This window comes from Brevundimonas vesicularis, assembly GCF_014204545.1.
In the GTDB taxonomy this organism is placed as follows: Bacteria; Pseudomonadota; Alphaproteobacteria; order Caulobacterales; family Caulobacteraceae; genus Brevundimonas; species Brevundimonas vesicularis_B.
Window position 1 is genome coordinate 45,716 of sequence record NZ_JACHLJ010000003.1, and the last position, 21,293, is coordinate 67,008.

Genomic DNA, 21,293 nt, shown 5'->3' on the forward strand with positions numbered 1-21,293 from the left:
ATCTCCTACCGTCCGGGCCAAAACGCCGGGCGGCTCAACCTTGCTGATCCTCAGGAGGATGCTGATGCGTACCTATGATTTCACCCCGCTGTACCGTTCGGCCGTCGGCTTCGACCGTCTGGCCAATCTGCTGGAAAACGCCTCGCGCGCGACCAGCCAGGACACGGGCTATCCCCCCTATAACATCGAGACCACGGGCGAGAACGCCTATCGCATCGAGATCGCCGTCGCCGGCTTCAGCCCCGACGAGCTGAACATCGAGGTGAAGGAAAACCTGCTCACCGTGACCGGCCGCAAGACCGCCAACGACGATACGGCGACGCAGAAGACCTATCTGCATCGCGGCCTGGCCGAGCGCGATTTCGAGCGCCGGTTCCAGCTGGCCGACTATGTCGTCGTCAACGACGCCAACCTGGTCAACGGTCTGCTGTCGATCTCGTTGAAGCGCGAGCTGCCCGAGGCGCTGAAGCCCCGCCGTATCGAAATCGGCGCCGGCCAGCCGCTGATCGAAGGCCAGGCTGAGAAGAAGGCTGAAGCGGCCTAAGCCGTTTCAAGGCCAACTATGAAAGGGCGGCGTTCGCGTCGCCCTTTTTCTATGCCGCCAGGTGCGAGAAGGCGGCGACGACCTGTTCATACGCCGGGCGTTTGAACGGCACGATCAGGTCGCAGGCGTCCGACAGCGGCCCCCAGCGCCAGGCGTCGAACTCGACCTCGTCGTCGGCCGCCAGATCGATCTCGGCCTCGTCGCCGGTGAAGCGGAAGGCGAACCACTGCTGCTTTTGCCCCTTGAAACCGCGCCAGGCCTTGGCGTTGTTCATGGCTTCGGGCGTGAAGTCGTACAGGATCCAGTCGTCCGTCCGCGCCAGCAGTTCGATCGAGGTGACGCCGGTCTCCTCATGCAGTTCGCGGCGGGCGGCGGCTTCCAGATCCTCGCCCGCATCGACCCCGCCCTGCGGGAACTGCCAGTTATGCGGACCGGGCGTGGCGTGCCGCTGGCCGTACCAGACCAGGCCCTCGCGATTGAACAGCACGACCCCGACATTGGGGCGGTAGGCGTCGAGATCGGACATTAGCGCCCCGGCCGCATCGACAGGGACGAGGCTGGCGCCAGTTGCAGGCCACGCTGTTCCAGACCGGCGGTCCAGCGGGCGGCGGCCTCGACCGTCACCGGATAGCTGAAGCCGGCCCCAAGGGCCGAGCCGCGCAGCTTGGCCTGGGCTTCCAGGCCGTTCAGGGCGGCGACGATGGCGGCGGGCGACTGGGTCCGGTCGATGACGCGGTCCGCGCTGGCCCGCGCCCAGGCGCCCGGCCGACGCTGGAACGAGCCGTCGTCCAGGAAAGCGACGCCGCGCTGGCGAAGGACGCTCAGGAAGGCGTTCATGCCCGTATCCGAGCCGGCGAACCGGTCGCCCAGATAGTTGGTCACGCCGAAATAGCCGGTGGCGCGGCTCAGCAGCCAGTCCATCTTGGCGGTCACGTCGTCTGCGCCGCCGTCGGCCAGCAGCGTATAGGGGCCGGGGTCGTTGTCAGGATAGCCGGTCGGCTCCATCGGCATTTCCAGCATGACCTCATGGCCCTGCGCGCGCGCCTGGTCGATCCAGCCCTGCAGATTGTCGGCATAGGGCACGAAGCTAAGCGTAACCTCCGGCGGCAGGCGTTCGATGGCCGCGCGGGTGGTGACGGCGTTCAGGCCCAGGCCGCCGACGATCAGCGACACCCGCGGCTTGCCGTTCGGTCGGAACGGGCGGGCGTAGGCCTGGGCCGGCACGCGGCCGTCGGGCGCGATCATCGGCAGGGGACCGTTCGATCCAGGCTGCGACAGCCCGGCGATCGGGGCCTTAGCCAACGGAGAGGCAGCGTGGACCGGCGCCGTGATGGGCGCGCCCTGACCCGAGACGCTGCCGCCGTCCGGCAGGGTGATGACGGCGTCGCCGCCTGCGGTCGGATCGGCGCCGCCCGCGAGATTCTGATATAGCCCCATCGCGCCCATGGAGAAGGCTTCGAAACCCGTCGGGGCCGGCGCTTGCGGTGCGGGCGCATCGCGTTCCAGCGCGACATGGGCCGACGGTGTTCCCGCCTTGGGATCACCCAGCACCGTCAGGAACAGGGCGCTGGCGCCGAGCAGCAGCAAGCCAGCCAGACCCGCCGCGACCGGCGGCTTCTTCAGAGCGTCGACGACAGGTTTCAGACTCGGACCGTCCTTGGCGCGCGGGGCGGTCCCGGCGGTGGCGGCGAGTGCGGATTGGCGTTTGGCGAACATGGGCAAGAGTGGAACCGATCTGGAATCCTACGCCCGCATCATCGGGCGCCGTCGGTTAAGAAACCCTAACGGGCGGTTCACCATGATCGACGCGGTGATTTCCGGGGGCGGCTGTCACGGATCGTGCGTTGACGTGGGCGACTTCGCCCTTCCAGATGCCGACCTCCCCGCGCCGACCCCAAGCCGTCCCAGGATATTTCAGATGATGAGTCCCGCCGCCGACGACGCCCTGCGTGACGAAGTTCGACTGCTGGGCGGCATTTTGGGCGACATCATCCGCGACGAGGGCGGTCAGGCCCTGTTCGACCATGTCGAGGCGGTGCGACAGGCTTCGATCGCCTATCATCGCGACCCGGCCTCGCACCCCGCCAAGCGGCTGGAGAAGCTGCTGACCGCCATGTCGGTGGATCAGGCGGCCGGTCTGGCGCACGGCTTCGCCTTGTTCTCTCTGCTGGCCAATATCGCCGAGGATCGCTCGACCCGCCGCCGCGCCCAGAGCCAGGCCGAGGCCGGCGCCCGGCCCGACACGCCGGAAGGCGCGCTGAAGCGTCTGGCCGATCAGGGCGTGGACCGCGAGGCCGTGCACGCCCTGCTGGATCAGTCGCTGATCTCGCCCGTCCTGACCGCCCACCCGTCCGAGGTCCGGCGCAAGAGCGTCATCGACCGCATCGCCGCCATCACCGACCTGCTGGACGCCTGCGACAAGGCTGGCGACGCCTGCACCCTGGACGCCATCGCCGAACCGCTGCGCCGCCAGATCGTCATCCTGTGGGCCACGCGTCTGGTTCGCACCCAGGGGCTGGTGGTGCAGGACGAGATCGACACGGTGGTCTCCTTCCTGGACCGCATCTTCCTGCACGTGGCGCCCAAGCAGTTGTCGGCTTGGCGGCGGCTGCTGGAGGCGCCCGAGCTGAAGCCCTTCATGCGCGTCGGCACCTGGGTCGGCGGCGACCGCGACGGCAATCCGAACGTGGACGCCACGGTGATGGCCGCCGCCTTCCGCACCCAGGCGCGGGCCGTGCTGACCTTCTATCTGGACGAGGTCCACGCCTTGGGCGCCGAACTCAGCCTTGCGGCCGAACTGGCCCAGGTGTCGCCCGAGCTTCAGGCCCTGGCCGACGCCGCCCACGATCCCTCCCCCCACCGCGCGGACGAGCCCTATCGCCGCGCCCTGACCGGCGTCTACGCCCGCCTGGCCGCCACGCACGAGAAGCTGGGCGACGCCCCCCCGCCCCGTCGCCCGGCGGTTCAGGCCGAACCCTATCCCGGCCCCGACGCTTTCGAGGCTGATCTGAAAACGCTTCACGACAGCCTGGTGTCGCACCACGGCGGCGTCTTCGCCGACGACCGGCTCAGCGACCTGATCACGGCGGTCGAGGTGTTCGGCTTCCATATGGCGACCCTGGACATGCGCCAGAACGCCGACGTCCACGAGCGCGTCGTCGCCGACCTGCTGAAGGTCGCAGGCGTCCAGTCCGACTATCTGGCGCTGGACGAAGAAGGCCGGCTGCAGGTGCTGGGCGCCGAACTGGCCTCGTCGCGCCTGCTGTTCAGCCCCTATGCCGACTATGAGCCGGAAACACTGAAGGAGCGCGCCATACTTCAGGCGGCCGCGACCGCGCTCGCCGCCTTCGGCGCCCAGTCGATCCGCACCCATATCGTGTCCAAGACGGATGCGGCTTCCGACCTGCTGGAAGTCTATCTGCTGCTGAAGGAGGTCGGTCTCTACCGACCCGAAGACCCCGCCGCCTGTCCTATCCAGGCCGCGCCTCTGTTCGAGACCATCGAAGACCTTCGCGCCGCGCGCCCTACCCTGGAGCGGCTGTTGCAGGAGCCGTCGGCCCTCGCCGTCGCCAAGGCGCGCGGGGTGCAGGAGGTGATGATCGGCTATTCGGACTCCAACAAAGACGGCTCCTACCTGACCTCGGGCTGGGAGCTGCACGAGGCTTCGCGCGCCCTGGTCGAGGTGACGCAGAAGCATGGGCTGAAGCTGCAACTGTTCCACGGGCGCGGCGGCACGGTCGGGCGTGGCGGCGGCTCGTCCTTCGCCGGCGTCCTGGCCCAACCCGAAGGCACGGTCCAGGGCCGCATTCGCACCACCGAACAGGGCGAGGTCATCGCCAACAAATACGGCGAGCCGGAAATCGCGCTTCGCAATCTGGACGCCCTGACCTGCGGCGCCATGCTGGCCTCGCTGGGCAAGGGGACGGATCACGCCTTTACCGCCGAACACGGCGCGACCCTGTCGGACCTGTCGGCCCGGTCGATGGCCGCCTATCGCAAGCTGGTCTATGAGACCGACGGCTTCGTGGACTATTACCGCGCCGCCACCCCCATCGCCGAGATCGCCGATCTGAAGATCGGCTCGCGCCCGTCGTCGCGCACCGCCTCGACCCGGATCGAGGATCTGCGGGCCATTCCCTGGGTGTTCAGCTGGTCGCAGAGCCGGGTCATGCTGCCCGGCTGGTTCGGCTTCGGCTCGGCCGTGCAGGGCAAGGACATGGGCGAGCTGAAGGCGATGGCCGAGGCCTGGCCCTTCTTCAAGACCTTGGTCCAGAACATGGAGATGGTCATGGCCAAGTCCGACATGACCATCGCCCGCCGCTACGCCACCCTGGTGCCCGATGCGTCGCTGGCGTCGCGCATCTATGGCGAAATCCGCGAGGAGTGGCAGCGCACCCACGACGCCATCCTGGCCATCACCGGCCATGACGCCCTGCTGGGTGGTCAGCCCGAGCTGGACCGGCTGATCCGGCTACGCATGCCCTATGTCGAGCCGCTGAACCACGTCCAGATCGAACTGATCCGCCGCCGCCGCGCAGGCGACAGCGACCCCCGCGTCCGCGAGGGCATCCTTCTGGCCATCAATGGCGTGGCGGCAGGCTTGCGAAACAGCGGCTGACTACAGCCACTTCGTCCGTTTGAACGTCACATACAGCGCCGCGCAGATGGCCGCGATCACGCACAAGACCGCATAGTATCCGTATTCCCAGCGCAGCTCGGGCATGTGCTCGAAGTTCATGCCGTAGATGCCGGCGATGGCGGTCGGCACGGCCAGGATGGCGGCCCACGCGGCCAGCTTGCGCGTGATCAGGCCCTGACGTTGCTGCTCCAGCAGGTTGGCGACCTCGAACACCGACGACAGGATGTCGTTCAAGCCGCCCAGCCGGCTGTTCACCCGCCGCACATGGTCCCCCACGTCGCGGAAATAGGGCCGCACGTCCGGATCGATACAGGGCAGGTCCAGAGACTGGAGCCGTCCCAGGACCTCTTCCATCGGCCCCAAAATGCGACGGAACTTCAATAGTTCGCGGCGCAGGGTGAACAGCCGGCGAATTTCCAGGCGTGAAAGGAAGGCGTCCAGGGTCCGCTGCTCCATCTCCAGAACGCTGTCCTCGACATCGTCGACGATGGGGGCATAGGCGTCGACGATGAAGTCCAGGATGCCGTGCAGGACGAAATCGGGACCCTTCTTGAGCTGCAGGGGCGAGGCTTCCAGCTGTGTGCGCAAATGGTTGTGGGCGCGGGCCGAGCCGTGACGGATGCTGACCACATGGTCGTCGCCGACGAAGACGTGCGTTTCGCCATAGGCCAGCCGGTCGTCGATCTTCATCGCCGTGCGCGCCACGACGAACAGCTCATGCCCATAGACCTCGACCTTGGGCATCTGGTGCGCCGCCAGGGCGTCCTCGACCGCCAGCGGATGCAGGCTGAAACGATCGACCAGGATCTCGATCTCGGCGTCCGTCGGATCGTAGAGGCCGATCCAGACGAACTCGCCGGGCTCCAGCGCCAACCCCTCAGGCGTCAGCGGCGCCTCTCGCACGCGCTGGCCGTCGCAATAAACATAGGAGGCGACGACGGTCATGCGGATTTCCAAAGTCTGCGCGGGTCTCGACCTGCTCTAGGCCAGGTTCTCGCCAAACGAAACGGCCGGCGGATCGCTCCGCCGGCCGTCAGATTTGCGATTGCGCTCAAGCAGCGCGAAGCGCGGTAGCGCCCTTTATCAAGAAACAGGGAAGCCCCGGACCTTCAGCAGAGCCGCCACGTCCGGGTCGCGACCGCGGAAGGCGCGATAGGCTTCGGCGCGATCGGTGGTGTTGCCCGGCGCCAGCATGATCGACTTGAACCGGCCGGCGATGTCCGGATTGAACACGTCGCCCGACTCTTCGAAATAGGCCCAGGTGTCGGCGTCCATCGTCTCGGACCACAGATAGCTGTAGTAGCCCGCCGAATAGGCGTCCGACGTGAACAGGTGATTGAACTGCGGCAGGCGGTGCCGCATCACGATCTCCTTGGGCATGCCGATCCGCGCCAGGCTGGCCTTTTCGAACGCGTCGATGTTGGTCGGCGGCGCGGCCTGGGTATGCAGGTCCATGTCGACGATGGCCGAAGACAGATAGCTAACCGTCGCATAGCCCTGGTTGAAGGTGGCGGCGGCTTCGATCTTGTTGACCAGTTCGGCCGGCATGGCCGCACCCGTCTGATAGTGCTTCAGATAGCCGTCCAAGATCGGGCGGCTCAGCACCCAGTGCTCGTGCACCTGCGACGGATATTCGACGAAGTCGCGCGGCGTGTTGCCGTACGACGGATAGGTCACCACCGACGACAGATAGTGCAGGGCGTGGCCGAACTCGTGGAACAGGGTCTCGGCGTCGTCCAGCGAGATCAGAACGGGCTCGCCTGGCTCCGGCTTGGTGAAGTTGTTGTTGTTCGAGGCCAGGATGACCTTGGAGCCGTCGAGCTGCGAGAACGACCGATAGGTGGTCATCCAGGCGCCCGAACGCTTGCCCGGACGGGCGTAGTCGTCGGTGTAGTACAAACCGATCAGTCGGCCGTCCCGGCTCTTGTCATAGACCTCGTAGGCCTCGACGTCGGGCTCGAAGGTCGGCACCGATCCCTTGGGCAGCTTCTTGAACTGGAAGCCGTACAGGCGCTCGGCCATGGCGAAGGAGCCGGCGCGGACCGCGTTCAGCTCAAAGTAGGGCTTCAGCTGGTTCTGATCCAGGTCGTACTTGGCCTTGCGCACCTTCTCGGCGAAGTAGAGGTAGTCCCACGGCTCGATGTCGAAACCGGCGATCGCCTTCATGTCGGCGACCTCTTCGGCGACGCGGGCCTTGGCCGGCGCCCAGACGCGATCCATCAGGGCCTGAGCATTGGCCGGGGTCTTGGCCATCGTGTCCTGCATGCGCAGTTCGGCGTGGTTGCGATAGCCCAAGAGCTTGGCGCGTTGGTCGCGCAGCTTCACGATCTCGGCGATGGTGGCGTTGGTGTCGTTGGCGTCGCCGTTGTCGCCGCGATTGACGAACTTCTTCCAGACCTGCTCGCGCAGGGCCCGGTCGTCGGCGAAGGTCAGGAAGGGATCGACCGCCGAACGCGTGTTCAGGATCGCCCAGCCCTGCAGGTTGCGGCTGCGCGCAGCGCTGGCGGCGGCCGCCTTGTTGGAGTCGGGCAGGCCCCGCACGCCGGCCTCGTTGGGGATCAGCGTCCAGGCATTCTCATCGGCGACGACCTTCTGGCCGAAGCGAGTGAAGGCGTTGGACAGGGCGGTGTTGATCCGGCCCAGTTCGGCCTTGCCGGCCGCGTCCAGATTGGCGCCCGAACGGATGAAGGCGTCGCGGCGACGCTCGGCCAGACGCTTCTGCTGGGCGCTGAGGCCCGCCGCATCCGCGGTGTCGGCGACGGTCTTGACCCGCTGGAACAGCTTGTCGTTGAAGGTGATCTCGTCCGAAGCAGCCGACAGCAGCGGCGACAGCTCGGTGTCGACCGCGTCATAGGCTTCGCCGCCGATGTTGGAGGTCATCACGCCATAGACGTTGGACGCCCGGTCCAGCGGCTCGCCGGCCAGCTCCAGCGCCGCCATGGTGTTGGCGAACGTCGGGGCCTCGGGGTTGTTGGCGATGGCGGCGATGTCGGCGCGCTGCAGTTCGATGCCTTCCAGCATGGCTTCGCGCAGCTTGGCCGGCGTCACCTTGTCGAAGGGCGGAACGCCATCATACTTCCCGGTCCAGGCCTGCAGCAGCTCGGCGCGCGGCGCCTGGCTGGGCAGGACGGCGCGGGCGATGCGCGCTTCTTCCGCGACGCTGGCGGCGGACGGCGCCGCAGCGGACCCGCCCGAGGTCGCGCCCGTGGAAGCGCAGGCCGACAGGGCCATCAGGCTGCCGCCCGCGATGAGAAGCTGGCGTCTATGCATGGAATGCTCCGAAACAAGATCATGGTTGCGATACACTTAGGCGCACGGATCGCCCCCGTCACCTGACGCGGGCATAAACTTGTCGCCAATCCGGTTGGATACGTCGTCGCACTGTTCTAAAGCCGGGCCATGGCTATTGGCGTTTTCGACTCCGGCGTGGGCGGCCTGACCGTCCACCGCGAACTGACCCGACGCTTCCCCCAGCGGGACTTCGTCTATCTGGCCGACCAGGCCCACGCCCCCTATGGCGGGCGCGGCGGCGAAGACATCGTCGAACTGACGAAAACCGGTTGCGAGCGTCTGTTCGCGGCCGGCGCCTCCGTCGTCGTCCTGGCCTGCAACACCGCCAGCGCCATTGCGCTTCGCCGCCTGCAACAGACCTGGCTGCCGGGTCTGCGCGAACGTCTGGGCCGCCCGGTCAACATCCTGGGCATCATCGTCCCGACCATCGAGGCGGCGACCGGCAAGCCCTGGAGCTTCGAGGCCGAGCGCCCGCAAGAAGGCGAAAAGGTCGCCTCCATCGACATCACCGGCGTATTCTGCACCGCCGCCACGGCCATCAGCCGCGTCTATGAGATCGAGATCGACAAGCGGCGCGAGGACATCGCCGTCTTTTCCGAGCCCTGCCCCGGCCTGGCGGGTCTGATCGAGCTGGGCGCGCCGCCTGAGGAGCTGAAGGTGGTGATCGACGACCACGTCGATGCCCTGCGTCGCCGCATCGGCCGCCACCCGGACAAGGCCATCCTGGGCTGCACCCACTATGAGATCGTCGCCGAACTGTTCGCCCAGGCCCTGCCGGCCGGCACCGTTCTGATCGAACAGCCGACGGCGGTGGCGGATGCGCTGGAGCGCTATTTCAAGGCGCACCCCGAATACGATCTGGGCGACAGCGGGCGTCGCGACTTCCTGACCACCGGCCAGGCCGGGCCGCAGTCGGAACTGGTGTCTCAGTTTTGGGGCGCGCCGGTGACGTTCGAACAGGCCTAAGGGCTCAGCAGCCCGGGCAATCCGGCAGCGGCTCGGTCTCCAGCTGCAATGTCGTATGGCCGATGGCGTAGCGCTTCGCCACCGCCTGGGCCTCGCAGATCAGGGCCGCCGTGTCGGCGCGGTCGTGGACCAGATGGGCGGTCAGGGCTGTCTCGGTCGTCGACAGTCCCCAGACGTGCAGATCATGCACCGCCCGCACGCCCGGCAGACCGACCAGCGCCTGCTCCAAAGCCGGCACGTCCACCCCCGTCGGGGCGCCGTCCATGGCCAGATTGACCGAGTCCTTCAGCAGGCCCCAGGTCGACCACAGGATCACGACCACGATCGCCAGGCTGACCAGCGGATCGACCACCGACCAGCCGGTCATCATGATCAGCCCGCCCGCCAGCACCACGCCCAGCGACACGCCTGCGTCCGCCATCATGTGCAGATAGGCGCCGCGCGCATTCAGGTCGTGCTGGGACTTCATGAACAGCAGCGCGGTGCCCAGGTTGATGACGAAGCCGATGCCGGCGACCGCCATGATGACGCCCGACCCGACCTGCGTGGGTTCGTTGAACCGCCGCACGGCCTCGAACGCGATGGCCCCGCAAGCGAAGATCAGCAGCAGCGCATTGCCCAGCGCCGCCAGCACCGTCGCCTTGCCGAACCCATAGGTCCGCCGACCGCCCGCCGACCCATGCGCGCCGCGTCGCGCCAGCCAGGCCGCGCCGCCCGCCATGGCCAGACCCAGCACGTCCGACAGATTATGCCCGGCGTCGGCCAACAGGGCGGTGGAATCCGCGATCAGCCCTGCACCGAACTCGCACGCCACGAACAGCAGATTAACCACCAGGCCGACGGCATAGCGCCAGTCCCCGGTGTCCACCGGGCCGTGGCTATGTCCGCCGTGGCCGTGGCTGTGTCCGTGATGGCTATGGGAATGCCCGTGACCATGATCCGTATGATCGTGGTCATGCCGATGGCTGGAGCTGTGGTCGTGCGCGGCGTTCATGGTTCGCCTATACGCCCTCTGGCGAAACAGCCAAGCCGATACATGATAACGCGTTGAATGTTATCATGTAATATCGCGTCAGTGTTGGTGCATGGCGACCACGAGGCCCAACGCGATCAGGGCCACGCCGAGCACCGCCCCCTCATATCGCGCCCAACGCTCCAGCCGCAGGATCGAGGCGCCGGCACTGGCCAGGGCCGTGAAGACCGCCATGCCGGCGATGGTCCCCGCCGCGAACACCACCGTCAGCAGCGCCAAGGCGCCAAGGCCCGCCGAGGCCGAAGACAGATAGATGGGCAGCAGCACTTCGCCAGGCGAGACCGCCATCATGGCGACCAGACCCAGGAAGGCGGCCTTGTCGGACACGGCCGGCTCGGGCGTCTCGACTGCGGGACCGCCGGCCATGGCTGGGCGCTTCAGGGTCGCGCGCGCCAGATAGAAGGCGCCGAACAGGAACAGCAGCACCGCCGCCAGGTGGGGCAGGACGCCTTGGATCCACTGATCCAGCGCCAGACCCGCCGCCACGATCAGACCACCGACCACCGCCGTCGTCACAATATGGGCCAGACCCGCGGCAGTCACCGCCATCAGAATCCGTGACGGCCGCCAGCCTTGCGCCCGTCCCACCAGGGTGAAGGGCAGCCAGTGGGTCGGCAGGGCCGCATGCAAAAAGGCCGCAACGAAGCCGCCGCCCAGCAGGGAAAGCATGACGGACTGTTCGGGGCCGGGGGACATGACCGGCCCTATAGCGTGTTACTTTATAACGGTCGAGAAGAATCCGCGATCAAAGCCAGTCGGCGAACGGCTCGCGGTCCAGCATCTCTTCATAGGTGGGGCGTGGCCGGATCACGGCCCACTGATCGCCATCCACCAGCACCTCGGGGATCAAGGGGCGGCTGTTGTATTCGCTGGACATCACCGCGCCGTAAGCCCCCGCGCCGGTGAAGACGATCAGGTCTTCGGCCTCCAGCGGCGGCAGAGCGCGGTCCCGCGCGAAGGTGTCGCCCGTCTCGCACACCGGCCCGACCACGTCATAGGACGTCGCCCCGCCCCCACGCGGATTGACCGGCTGGATGTCGTGGAAGGCGTCGTACAGCGCCGGCCGCATCAGGTCGTTCATCGCCGCGTCCAGCACCAGAAAGCGCCGACCGTCCGAGCGTTCGTTGACCTGGATCACCTGGCTGAGCAGCACGCCGGCGTTGGCGGCCAGCAGCCGGCCCGGCTCGAACGCCGCCTCAACGTCCAGCCCATTCAGAACCCGCGCGGCCATGGCGACATATTCGGCCGGCGACGGCGGCTCGGTTCCACCGGAATAGGGCACGCCCAGCCCGCCCCCCAAATCCAGCCGGGTCACGGCATGACCCTGCGCCCGCAGTTTGCGCGTCATGTCCGCCAAGACCTCGAAGGCGGCCTCCAGCGGCGTCAGGTCGGTGATCTGGCTGCCGATGTGACAGGCCAGTCCGACGGGCGTGACATGGGGCGAGGCCGAGGCGCGGGCATAGAGGTCCATCGCCTCCTCGACCGGCACGCCGAACTTGTCGCCCTTGCCGCCCGTGGTGATCTTGGCGTGACCGCCCGCGCCCACGTTCGGATTGACCCGGACGGCGATGGCCGGAGACGCATCCATCATGGCTGCAACGGCGATCAGCCGATCCAGCTCGGCGCCCGATTCGACGTTGATCTGACGCACGCCAACGCTGATGGCGAAGGCCATTTCCACATCGGTCTTGCCGACGCCGGAGAAGATGATCCGGTCGGACGGCACGCCGGCCGCAAGAGCCCGGCGGATTTCGCCCTCGGATACCGTGTCCGCCCCGGAGCCCAGTTTCGCCAGGGTCGCCAGCACCGACAGGTTGGAGTTGGCCTTGACCGCAAAGGCGATCAAGGCCTCGCCCAGGGCGTCGCGGTGCGCGTCGGCGGCGGCGCGCAGCAGGCCGTAGTGCCGCTTCAGCGTCGCGGTCGAATAGACATAGGCCGGCGTGCCGACCTCGTCCGCGATCAGCTCCAGCGGCACGCCCTCAGCATGGAGGGCGCCGTCTTTCAGGTCGAAATGGTGCAACTTACCGGGGGTCGTTCTGGGCGGCGCCGGCGCCGATCGGGTTGGACGGACCGCCGTCGATCGGCACGCTGCTGGACGGACGGTTCATGGTCGCCGGCTCGGGCAGACCCGGCGCGCGGCTGCTGCGCGGCGCACGCTCAGTCTCGCGCACCGGCGATTCCAGATCGGCCATCCGGCCGCAGGCGGAGGTCAGAAGGGCGAGCGCGCCCGCGAGGATCATGGTCTTTTTCACAGGCGGGCTCTCCAGTCGACGATACGCGCACGGACCTGTTCCGGCGCGGTTCCCCCATAGCTTTGGCGGCTTTGGCACGAAGCCTCGGCGGTCAGAACCTTGTAAACCGCTTCGGTGATCCCCGGCTCCAGTTTCTGCATTTCTTCGAGCGGCAGTTGCGACAGATCCACGCCCAACCCTTCCGCCCGTTTGACCGCCGCACCCGTTACATGGTGCGCCTTCCTGAACGGCAGGTTCAGCTCGCGCACCAGCCAGTCGGCCAGGTCCGTCGCTGTCGAAAAGCCCGCGCCCGCCGCCTGGGCCATCCGCTCGGTGTTGGGTTGCAGCGCCGACACCATCGCCGTCATGGCGACCAGGGCCAGATCCAGGGCGTCGAAGGCCTCGAACACCGGCGGCTTGTCCTCCTGCATATCCTTGGAATAGGCCAGCGGCAGGCCCTTCATCACCGTGGACAGGGCGACCAGCGAACCCATGATCCGCCCGGTCTTGGCCCGCACCAGTTCGGCGGCGTCGGGGTTGCGCTTCTGCGGCATGATCGACGAGCCGGTGGTCAGGTCGTCGGGCAGGCTGGCGAAACCGAACATCGGCGTCATCCAAACCACGATCTCCTCGGCCAAGCGCGACAGATGCCCGGCCGTGATCGAGGCGGCGGCCAGGCTTTCCAGCGCGAAGTCGCGGTCCGACACGGCGTCCAGGCTATTCGCCATCGGCCTGTCGAAGCCCAGTTCCGCCGCCGTCGCCTGACGATCAATGGGGAAGGGCGAACCGGCCAAGGCCGCCGCCCCCAGCGGGCTTTCATTCATCCGAGCGCGGGCGTCGGCGAAACGCCCCGCGTCACGCCCGAACATCTCGACATAGGCCATCAGGTGGTGACCCAGGGTCACGGGCTGGGCGGTCTGCAAATGGGTGAAGCCGGGCATCAGGTCGTCGGCATGCTGTTCGGCGCGCGCCAGCAGCGCGGCTTGCAAGGCCTTCAACTGCGCCACCGAGCGATCGCAGGCGTCGCGGACCCACAGGCGGAAATCGACGGCGACCTGATCGTTGCGGCTGCGCGCCGTGTGCAGGCGGCCGGACGGCGCGCCGATCAGTTCATTGAGGCGCGCCTCCACATTCATGTGGATGTCCTCGAACTGATCCCGGAAGGGGAAGGTCCCAGCCTCGATCTCGGACTGGATGGCGTCCAGCCCACCCAGGATCGCGTCCGCATCGGCCTGCGCAATGATGCCCTGTTTGGCCAACATGCGGCAGTGGGCCCGTGACCCGGCCAGATCCTGACGCCACAGGCGCTGATCCACGCCGATGGAGACGTTGATCGCCTGCATGATCTCGGCGGGGCGCGACGAAAAGCGTCCGCCCCACATGTCTTGACCCGCGGGCTTCACCGGCGCAGTCGAACCGCCGGATGGATTGGCGTCGGAAGAAGGTGTTTCGGTCATGAGCGGCTCAAGAAAGGCGATCTGGGCGGTCGTCGGCGCGGTCGTCGTCGTCAGCACCATCGCCGGCGCCGGCGGCATGGCGATGTCGCTATACGCCAATCATCGCCAGAAGGCGCAAGTCGAACAGACCACAACGGCCGCTGCGGCGCCAAAAAGCGACCTGGCGCGCTTCGCGGTTGGATCCTTGGCTGCGCTGTCGACCCCGGCCGAGGCGAAGCCGGCGCCCGAATACGCCTTCCGCGACCGCACGGGCACGGCCGTTCGTTTCTCGGCCTTTCAGGGAAAGGTCGTGGTCGTAAACCTGTGGGCGATGTGGTGCGCGCCGTGCAAGGCGGAGATGCCGACGCTCCAGGCGCTGGCGAAAACCTATGAGGCGAACGAGGATCTGGTCGTCCTGCCGATCAACGTGGACGCCACACCCGAAGCCGCAGCCGAGGCGAAACGCTTCTTGGCCGACCACGCGCCCCTGCCCTTCTACAGCGACGCCAAATTCCAGCTGCCGTTCGAGTTTCCCGGCAAGGGCGCCATGCCGCAGACCATCGTCCTGGACCGTCAGGGCCGCATCCGCGCCGTTATGAAGGGCGAGGCGGACTGGTCCAGCCCGGAAGCCCGCGCCCTGATCGATGCGATCCTGGCGGAAGGCGGCTCTGCGCCCCCACCTGATCAAACTTAGTTGTTATTGGCCGGCACGCGCTGATCGGTCGCCGGATTGATGGCGCCGGGCTTGCCCTCGGCCGCCGCCTCGGCCTGTTCACCTTCCAGCTTGTCGGCGACCTTGCCGGCGCCGCTCTCGACCGCCTGCGCCGCCTTCATTGCGCCGCCCTCGATCACTTCCCCGGCCTGAGACGCCACATCGGCCGTCTTGTCGGCGGCAGCCTCGGCATGCGCCTCGGTCTTTTCCTGCTCGGCCTGGGTGCAGGCGGCCGCGCCCAGCGTCATTGCGGCGACGGCCGCCATCAGGGCTTTGGTTCGGATCGTCACGACGAAACTCCGGTCAAGGTTGAAAGCTCGACGGAAACGCAAAATCTTTGCGCAAGTTGCAGCCGAGTTCGAGGCAAGCGGACCCATAGAAGCCCGCATGGGGTTTGGCTCCGAAGGTGGAAGACGAAACAACAATGGATGAGTTCGCAGAGACGATCCGAATGTGATCATTCCGATCGCCAGCACGGTTGCGCGTGTAGAGGAAACCATCATCGTCGAGCGGGAAAGTACGACGGGATTGTGGCTGGTGGCTGTGCTCGGTGCGGTCGTAATCGGCGTCGCACTTTGGTTGTTCACCAGGCCCTCCGATCGTGATCCATCCGCAGAGCTTCGCCTGGCCCAGGCCGAAGCCGCAGCCGCAGCCGCCGACGCTCAAGCCACCGCGCAAAGCGCCCTCGTCAGAAACAGCGAGGCCGACGCTCGCGACAGTATCGCTCTGGCCCAGGCTCAGGCCATGGCGGCACGAGCGGAAGCTGACAGGGCGATCCAACAAGCTCGCGCAGCACAAGCCCGACCCGCTGAGCCGGTGGTGATTGAACGTCAAACGGTGGTTCGGCCGGCCTCAGGCGGAGACGTGGTGGTCACGTCGACCTCACCTCAACCTTGAGTCTTTCCGCGACGTACTCGTGGATTGCCAGAGCAGGATAGACGTGGGAGCCTGTCTGGTCCGAAAAGGAGACAGCCGTGTTCCCAGTTTCTCTGCTCTTCGCCGCTTCTCTCGCCGCTCAGGCTTCTGGTCAGACGTCGCCGGCTGGCGACGTCGCAACGCCTCAGACTGGGCCAGTCGCTCAAACCACGGTGCAGGAACGACCTCGGCGTGTCTGCGAGCGGCGAGCCCTGACGGGTCGCCGGCTTGAGCAGACCATCTGCTACACGCCTGAGCAATATGCCGCTCTGGTCGAGGCCAAGCGCAAGGAGCTTCGTGAAATCCAAAGCCGCGATGCCGTGCAGTACGATCGCTCGATCGTCGGCATCCCGGCCGGACCGCTTTAAACCGACAACTTTTCTCAACATTGTGGAAGTGGTGACTGGAGGCGGGATCACGCACAGACCCACATCGCCAGCAATGCGCATTGCGTGCTGAAGCAGGCCCGATCATAGGGGAATAACCAAATTCGATTGAGGGTCCGAGAACGCGCAGCCTACCAGCGGACATTTTGAAGTTCCGCCAAGGGTGGAAAGCGGTCGAAAGCATCGGGCGGGACAGCGGATGTGTGGATACGCCCGTAAGAGGGCAGTGTCGTCCGTCAACAAGACTAGCGGGTAATCGGAAGGTGCAGTCCGAAATGCGCGCATTGTCTGATTTTAATCTCGGATAAAGCCCGATTGCGTTCGTCGTCCCAGCTATTTGGCAGCACCAAATAGGGTGTGGAAATAACCCACCTATTGTCGTTGTTCGTTGCGAATACGACGTGTGGACGGCGAGCTTCAAATGTCACCAAGCCGCAAGCGACAACGCCCTTTTGACTGACAGCAGTTATGCGCGCCTCAGGATAAGCCAGAGCCCTTTTCGTCAATGCTTGCGACATCGCGACTGTGGCTGAAGGCGTAGCTTTCGAAGGGGCATCAGGCCGGCTTTCCCATGATGCCGCGACCAGTGCGGATATCAGGCCGGCAGCTACGCCGACATGCCGAGGCTTTCCCTTAATCACGACGCGATCTTGAACTATGACCACGACAACTAGACGCCTGTTTCACAACCACAGTCTCATATCCTAGCATTGACAATATGCGACGGTGGAAACAACGGGGCTAATGTCGCAACGGGTCGAGGAGTGACCTAAAGAGCCAAACAAGCGCGACGAACTACGTCGGCCAGCAGCTTTGCAGTTGAGATACTGCCTCGTGCCCCCATTGGTGATACAGCCCCCAACCATCGACTTGGACAGTAACCAACCCAAAGTCCGGTGCGAGGGTGTCAAACGCGAGCGAAGTCGAATAGCCGTCCTTCAATGTCGGACCTATTGGTCGACTCTCCGCAATCAGTGATGCCAACGGTCTTATTGGGACCGCTGGCAAGTGTGAAAATGACAAAGCAATAGTGCGAAGCGGCGGGCATGAGTTTGAGTTGATAATCGCCGCCTGAGAGCCGATTACCCGTGTAGCGGTCCAGACGCGGTTATGCAGATCAGCCGATGTAATATTGCGGATTGGCGGATCGGTGACGATCTCGATTGTGTGCGCGGGGACGTCCAATACAGGGTCAGCCCTCACCGAGATTGTCACGAGGCGGTCAGGCCTGACGACTGCCTGCGGCTCGGCGGTCAGAGATGCGAATAGGCTGAGGAACAGGATAGCGGCTGATGACATCAGCTATGATCGCCTCACAAAACAAAGTCCGCAACGGGTCGATTTCGGTCATAGGCTTTGGCGCCAAAAGCGGTCGTCTGTCTTCTGGCCTGGACGCGGTCGCGATCAGCGCCGGCTTGGGGTGGAAGCCGGACTATCGCACTTTTTGCTAACCGGGATGCATTGGCCACGTTGGAACACGAAGTAGAACTCTTGGCCCACTCCGGGGGTAACATAGCCGATCTGTCAGGTCGCGCTGGCGCCATCTCCCAAACGCAGCCGAACTTCACCGACCCCTTACACAAGTGATCGGCGCCGTAGCGATCAGGTGATATCCGCGCACGATCAAAGGTGTTTCCTTGTCGCAAAGGACCACCGCACCTGAAACGTTTGGCGATCCCGACGTGTCAATATCGATCGAGTTCTGAGCGGGCACACATGCCGCAAGAGCCGCCGAGCCGACTAGGATGCCGAGAGTGGTGCTCTTCACCTGCAGACTATCGCCGCCGCCACCAGTGCCAACAATAGTTCGATTGGGGTCTTACACTTCCAGCCGAAAAGGACGTTGGGCTGGATATCGCGAAGCTTATTGGCTTACTTATGGAAAAAAACCCAAAACAACAATGCCTGAAGTCTCTGTTAAGAAAGACAAAAATGGTGACTGGAGGCGGGATCGAACCGCCGACCTGTGGGTTATGAATCCACCGCTCTAACCATCTGAGCTACCCAGTCCCGGGCCTGCGCGCGGCCGGGGCCAGCGCGAAAGAGGCGTGCCTATATCGCCGTCGGGCGCGCGGTTCAAGTCGTCTCGGACCAGAACCTGCGGCGATAGAGCGCAAGACGCCCTGCGGCAGGAACGGTAACGCTGGCCTCGCCGTTTCGTAACGACTGCCTACAGCCCAGCCGGAGCTCGCCCTTCATGCGCCTGATCGTCGCCGCCGCCTCGACATCCCTGCTCGTTCTCGCCGCCGCCTGTGGCGCGAATAGCGAGAGCGCCAATGCCGCGCCTCAGGCCGGGGCCCCGCTGGAAACGCGTCAGGCGAACAATCCCGATCAGCAACCGGCCTTCGCCGGCCAGACCCGCGCGCCGGGCGTCGAGACCGAACAGGCCATGACCCACGCGGTGGTCGCCTCGGGCCTTGTGCACCCCTGGGGTCTGGCGGCCCTGCCCGACGGCCGCTGGCTGGTGACTGAAAAGCCGGGCCGTCTGCGCATCATCACCGCTCAAGGCCAGGTTAGCGAACCGGTCACGGGCCTGCCCGCCGTCGATGCGCGCGGTCAGGGCGGCCTGCTGGACGTTGTCGTCGGGCCGAGCTTTGCGCAGGACCGCATGATCTATTGGAGCTATGCCGAACCCCGGGAAGGCGGCAACGCCACCTCGGTCGCGCGCGGGCGTCTGTCGGACGACGGATCACGCGTCGAAAACGTCCAGGTCATCTTCCGCGCCCTGCCCGTCTATGACGGCGACAAGCATTTTGGATCATCCCTTGCCTTCGCACCGGACGGCAAGCTGTTCATCACCCTGGGCGAGCGTTCGGACAGGCCCATGCGGCCCCAGGCGCAGGATCTGGGCTCGCACATGGGCAAGACCATCCGCATCAACGCCGACGGCACGGTCCCGCAGGACAACCCCTTCGTCGGCCGCGCCGGCGCCCTGCCGGAAATCTGGAGCCTGGGACACCGCAACGTTCAGGGCGTCGCCGTTCAGCCGGAAACGGGCGCCATCTGGACCATCGAACACGGCACGCGTGGCGGCAACGAGGTCAATCTGGATAAGGCCGGCGCCAACTACGGCTGGCCGGATGCGGCCTACGGCGTCGAATATGCGGGCGGTCAGATCAACAGCGGCGCCACCCAGACTCCTGGCACCGAACAGCCCGTCTATTACTGGGATCCGGTAATCGCGCCCGGCGGCGCGACCTTCTATCAGGGCGCCATGTTCCCCGGCTGGAACGGAAACCTGCTGGTCGCCGGCCTGAAGGAAAAACACATTGCGCGTCTGGTCATCCAGAATGACCGGGTGGTGGGCGAAGAGCGCCTGCTGACGGACCTGGGCGAACGCATCCGCGATGTGGCGGTCAGCGCCGACGGGTCGGTCTGGGCCATCACCGACGAGCAGAACGGCAAGCTGGTCAGGCTGGCGGCGACGCAGTAGTCTTCGAGCGCCGGGGGGCTATGCGGAGCGGTTGACGCTCCAACGGGAGCACCAAACCATGCGTATCCTCATCCTTTCCGCCGCCGTCGTCCTGCCGCTGCTTTCGGGCTGCGGCACGATGGGCGCGACCAATAGCTATCAGCAGGAGCTGAACGCCCTGGAAGCCGCCTGCACGCGCGACCGAGGCATTCTGACGCCGACGGGCGTTCAGACCGGCCGTCCGCAGACTGACTACGCCTGCAAGATCACCGGTGGCGCGACCCGTATTCCGTCTCGCTGACATCGGGCGCCTGACCGGCGTTCACACGCTCTCATACCGTCAGTCCGTCGAAGCATCCGCCTCAAGCGGCGGCGATCACGCGGCTTATTACTTGACGTTGACGTAAACGTAGGGTTCTTGGCGTCCACGCTTGGAACCGCCCTGTCCGTCGTGCCGCGACCCGCCGCACGTTGAGGATGGGCCCAATGATGGAGACGCACTTCCATGGCTGACGCCTATATCTACGACGCCGTCCGCACGCCGCGCGGCAAGGGCAAGAAGGACGGCTCGCTGCACGAGATCACCGGCCTCAGCCTGGCGACCCAGGTGCTGGAAGCCCTGCGCGACCGCAACGACCTGGACACCTCCAAGGTCGACGACGTCATCCTGGGCTGCGTCACGCCCGTGGGCGAACTCGGCGCCGACATCGCGCGCACGGCCGTGCTTTCGGCCGGCTGGTCGCAGTATACGGCGGGCGTCCAGATCAACCGCTTCTGCGCCTCGGGTCTGGAAGCCGTGAACATGGCGACGGCCAAGGTGAAGTCCGGCGAGGCCGACTTCGCCGTCGGCGGCGGCGTCGAGGTCATGAGCCGCGTGCCCATGGGTTCGGACATGGGCGCCTGGCCGACCGACCCCTCTTCGGCCTTCCCGACCTATTTCGTGCCGCAGGGCGTGTCGGCGGACATGATCGCCACCAAATACGGCTTCAGCCGCGACGACGTGGACGCCTATTCGGTCGAGAGCCACAAGCGCGCCGCCAAGGCCTGGGCCGAAGGCCGGTTCAAGAACTCGGTGATCGGCGTCAAGGACCAACTGGGCCTGACTATCCTGGATCATGACGAGACGATCCGTCCGAACACGGACATGCAGGCGCTCGGCGGCCTGAACCCCTCCTTCGCCATGATGGGCGAAATGGCCTTCGACGGCGTGATCAACCAGCGCTACCCCGAGGTCGAGCGCGTCAACCACGTCCACACGCCGGGCAACTCCTCCGGCATCGTCGATGGTTCGGCCGGCGTGCTGATCGGTTCGCTGGAAGCCGGCCAGGCCCTGGGCCTGAAGCCGCGCGCCAAGATCCTGGGCGGCGCCTCGATCGGCTCGGAGCCGTCGATCATGCTGACCGGCCCGGAATATGTGACCCGCAAGCTGCTGAATAAGCTGGGCATGACGCCCGACGACATCGACCTGTGGGAGCTGAACGAGGCCTTCGCCGCCGTCGTCCTGCGCTACATGCAGGCGCTCGACATCGACCACGCCAAGATGAACGTGAACGGCGGCGGCATCTCGATGGGCCACCCGCTCGGCGCCACCGGCGCCATGATCACCGGCATCGCGCTGGACGAGCTGGAACGCTCGAACAAGTCGACCGCCCTGGTCACCCTGTGCATCGGCGGCGGCATGGGCACCGCCACCGTCATCGAACGCGTCTGATCCAGGAGCAAATGGAT

The 21,293-nt window shown here is 66.0% G+C and carries 19 protein-coding genes and 1 tRNA gene; 9 read left to right on the forward strand and 11 right to left on the reverse strand.

All coding sequences use genetic code 11. From position 1 onward, the window contains the following. Positions 1 to 64: 64 nt before the first annotated feature. Complete coding sequence (locus HNP47_RS12060; protein WP_026108379.1) at positions 65 to 544, forward strand: Hsp20 family protein; 480 nt, start codon at positions 65 to 67, stop codon at positions 542 to 544. A 49-nt stretch (positions 545 to 593) separates the two neighbouring features. Here HNP47_RS12060 and HNP47_RS12065 read toward each other — a convergent pair whose 3' ends face one another. Further along, positions 594 to 1,070, reverse strand: a complete 477-nt coding sequence (locus HNP47_RS12065) for an RNA pyrophosphohydrolase (protein ID WP_184279789.1) — start codon at positions 1,068 to 1,070, stop codon at positions 594 to 596. Beyond that, positions 1,070 to 2,260 carry a divergent polysaccharide deacetylase family protein gene (locus tag HNP47_RS12070; protein ID WP_184280017.1) on the reverse strand — a complete coding sequence of 397 codons (1,191 nt, stop codon included), beginning with the start codon at positions 2,258 to 2,260 and terminating at the stop codon, positions 1,070 to 1,072. The genes HNP47_RS12065 and HNP47_RS12070 overlap by 1 nt, the downstream gene beginning before the upstream one ends. 202 nt (positions 2,261 to 2,462) lie before the next feature. Between HNP47_RS12070 and ppc the strand changes: the two genes are divergently transcribed. Continuing rightward, positions 2,463 to 5,162 (forward strand): phosphoenolpyruvate carboxylase, encoded by a 2,700-nt coding sequence (gene ppc / locus HNP47_RS12075; protein ID WP_184279790.1) that lies wholly within the window; start codon positions 2,463 to 2,465, stop codon positions 5,160 to 5,162. Here ppc and HNP47_RS12080 read toward each other — a convergent pair whose 3' ends face one another. Both HNP47_RS12080 and HNP47_RS12085 read right to left on the reverse strand, forming a co-directional pair. Further along, positions 5,163 to 6,128: a magnesium and cobalt transport protein CorA gene (locus HNP47_RS12080; RefSeq protein WP_184279791.1), complete on the reverse strand. Its 966-nt coding sequence runs from the start codon at positions 6,126 to 6,128 to the stop codon at positions 5,163 to 5,165. It abuts the gene before it with no gap. 138 nt (positions 6,129 to 6,266) lie between these two features. After that, complete coding sequence (locus HNP47_RS12085) at positions 6,267 to 8,453, reverse strand: M3 family metallopeptidase (RefSeq protein WP_184279792.1); 2,187 nt, start codon at positions 8,451 to 8,453, stop codon at positions 6,267 to 6,269. A 129-nt stretch (positions 8,454 to 8,582) separates the two neighbouring features. Here HNP47_RS12085 and HNP47_RS12090 point away from each other — a divergent pair, with 129 nt between their 5' ends. Next, positions 8,583 to 9,440 carry a glutamate racemase gene (locus HNP47_RS12090; protein WP_066628116.1) on the forward strand — a complete coding sequence of 286 codons (858 nt, stop codon included), beginning with the start codon at positions 8,583 to 8,585 and terminating at the stop codon, positions 9,438 to 9,440. A 4-nt stretch (positions 9,441 to 9,444) separates the two neighbouring features. Here HNP47_RS12090 and HNP47_RS12095 read toward each other — a convergent pair whose 3' ends face one another. The 5 genes from HNP47_RS12095 to argH form a co-directional block, all read right to left on the reverse strand. After that, positions 9,445 to 10,434, reverse strand: coding sequence for a cation diffusion facilitator family transporter (locus HNP47_RS12095; protein WP_184279793.1), 990 nt, complete (start codon positions 10,432 to 10,434; stop codon positions 9,445 to 9,447). 78 nt (positions 10,435 to 10,512) lie between these two features. Next, positions 10,513 to 11,169 carry a hypothetical protein gene (locus tag HNP47_RS12100; protein WP_184279794.1) on the reverse strand — a complete coding sequence of 219 codons (657 nt, stop codon included), beginning with the start codon at positions 11,167 to 11,169 and terminating at the stop codon, positions 10,513 to 10,515. A 49-nt stretch (positions 11,170 to 11,218) separates the two neighbouring features. Then, positions 11,219 to 12,493: a diaminopimelate decarboxylase gene (lysA, locus tag HNP47_RS12105; protein WP_184279795.1), complete on the reverse strand. Its 1,275-nt coding sequence runs from the start codon at positions 12,491 to 12,493 to the stop codon at positions 11,219 to 11,221. 1 nt (position 12,494) lies between these two features. Further along, positions 12,495 to 12,725 carry a hypothetical protein gene (locus tag HNP47_RS12110; RefSeq protein ID WP_184279796.1) on the reverse strand — a complete coding sequence of 77 codons (231 nt, stop codon included), beginning with the start codon at positions 12,723 to 12,725 and terminating at the stop codon, positions 12,495 to 12,497. After that, complete coding sequence (argH, locus tag HNP47_RS12115; protein WP_409360158.1) at positions 12,722 to 14,161, reverse strand: argininosuccinate lyase; 1,440 nt, start codon at positions 14,159 to 14,161, stop codon at positions 12,722 to 12,724. The genes HNP47_RS12110 and argH overlap by 4 nt, the downstream gene beginning before the upstream one ends. Between argH and HNP47_RS12120 the strand changes: the two genes are divergently transcribed. Next, positions 14,160 to 14,834 carry a TlpA disulfide reductase family protein gene (locus HNP47_RS12120; protein ID WP_184279797.1) on the forward strand — a complete coding sequence of 225 codons (675 nt, stop codon included), beginning with the start codon at positions 14,160 to 14,162 and terminating at the stop codon, positions 14,832 to 14,834. The genes argH and HNP47_RS12120 overlap by 2 nt on opposite strands. Here HNP47_RS12120 and HNP47_RS12125 read toward each other — a convergent pair. After that, on the reverse strand, positions 14,831 to 15,142 hold the full coding sequence (locus tag HNP47_RS12125; RefSeq protein ID WP_184279798.1) for a hypothetical protein: 312 nt from the start codon (positions 15,140 to 15,142) through the stop codon (positions 14,831 to 14,833). The two genes, HNP47_RS12120 and HNP47_RS12125, sit on opposite strands and share 4 nt — an antisense overlap. Before the next feature lie 163 nt (positions 15,143 to 15,305). On the opposite strand from HNP47_RS12125, the gene HNP47_RS12130 reads away from it, so the two are divergent. Beyond that, positions 15,306 to 15,749: a hypothetical protein gene (locus HNP47_RS12130; RefSeq protein WP_184279799.1), complete on the forward strand. Its 444-nt coding sequence runs from the start codon at positions 15,306 to 15,308 to the stop codon at positions 15,747 to 15,749. A gap of 77 nt (positions 15,750 to 15,826) precedes the next feature. Next, on the forward strand, positions 15,827 to 16,135 hold the full coding sequence (locus HNP47_RS12135) for a hypothetical protein (RefSeq protein WP_184279800.1): 309 nt from the start codon (positions 15,827 to 15,829) through the stop codon (positions 16,133 to 16,135). Positions 16,136 to 18,086: 1,951 nt separating this feature from the next. On the opposite strand, the gene HNP47_RS12140 is transcribed toward HNP47_RS12135, so the two are convergent. Beyond that, positions 18,087 to 18,163 (reverse strand) — tRNA-Met (locus HNP47_RS12140). A gap of 187 nt (positions 18,164 to 18,350) precedes the next feature. Here HNP47_RS12140 and HNP47_RS12145 point away from each other — a divergent pair. The 3 genes from HNP47_RS12145 (at position 18,351) to HNP47_RS12155 (ending at position 21,276) form a co-directional block, all read left to right on the forward strand. Continuing rightward, entirely contained in the window at positions 18,351 to 19,586 is a 1,236-nt protein-coding gene (locus HNP47_RS12145) for a PQQ-dependent sugar dehydrogenase (protein ID WP_184279801.1), read from the forward strand. A 58-nt stretch (positions 19,587 to 19,644) separates the two neighbouring features. Continuing rightward, the gene (locus HNP47_RS12150) at positions 19,645 to 19,866 is read left to right on the forward strand and encodes a hypothetical protein (RefSeq protein WP_184279802.1); all 222 of its coding nucleotides are present in this window, start codon (positions 19,645 to 19,647) and stop codon (positions 19,864 to 19,866) included. A gap of 204 nt (positions 19,867 to 20,070) precedes the next feature. Continuing rightward, complete coding sequence (locus HNP47_RS12155; RefSeq protein ID WP_039243871.1) at positions 20,071 to 21,276, forward strand: acetyl-CoA C-acetyltransferase; 1,206 nt, start codon at positions 20,071 to 20,073, stop codon at positions 21,274 to 21,276. Positions 21,277 to 21,293 lie beyond the last annotated feature (17 nt).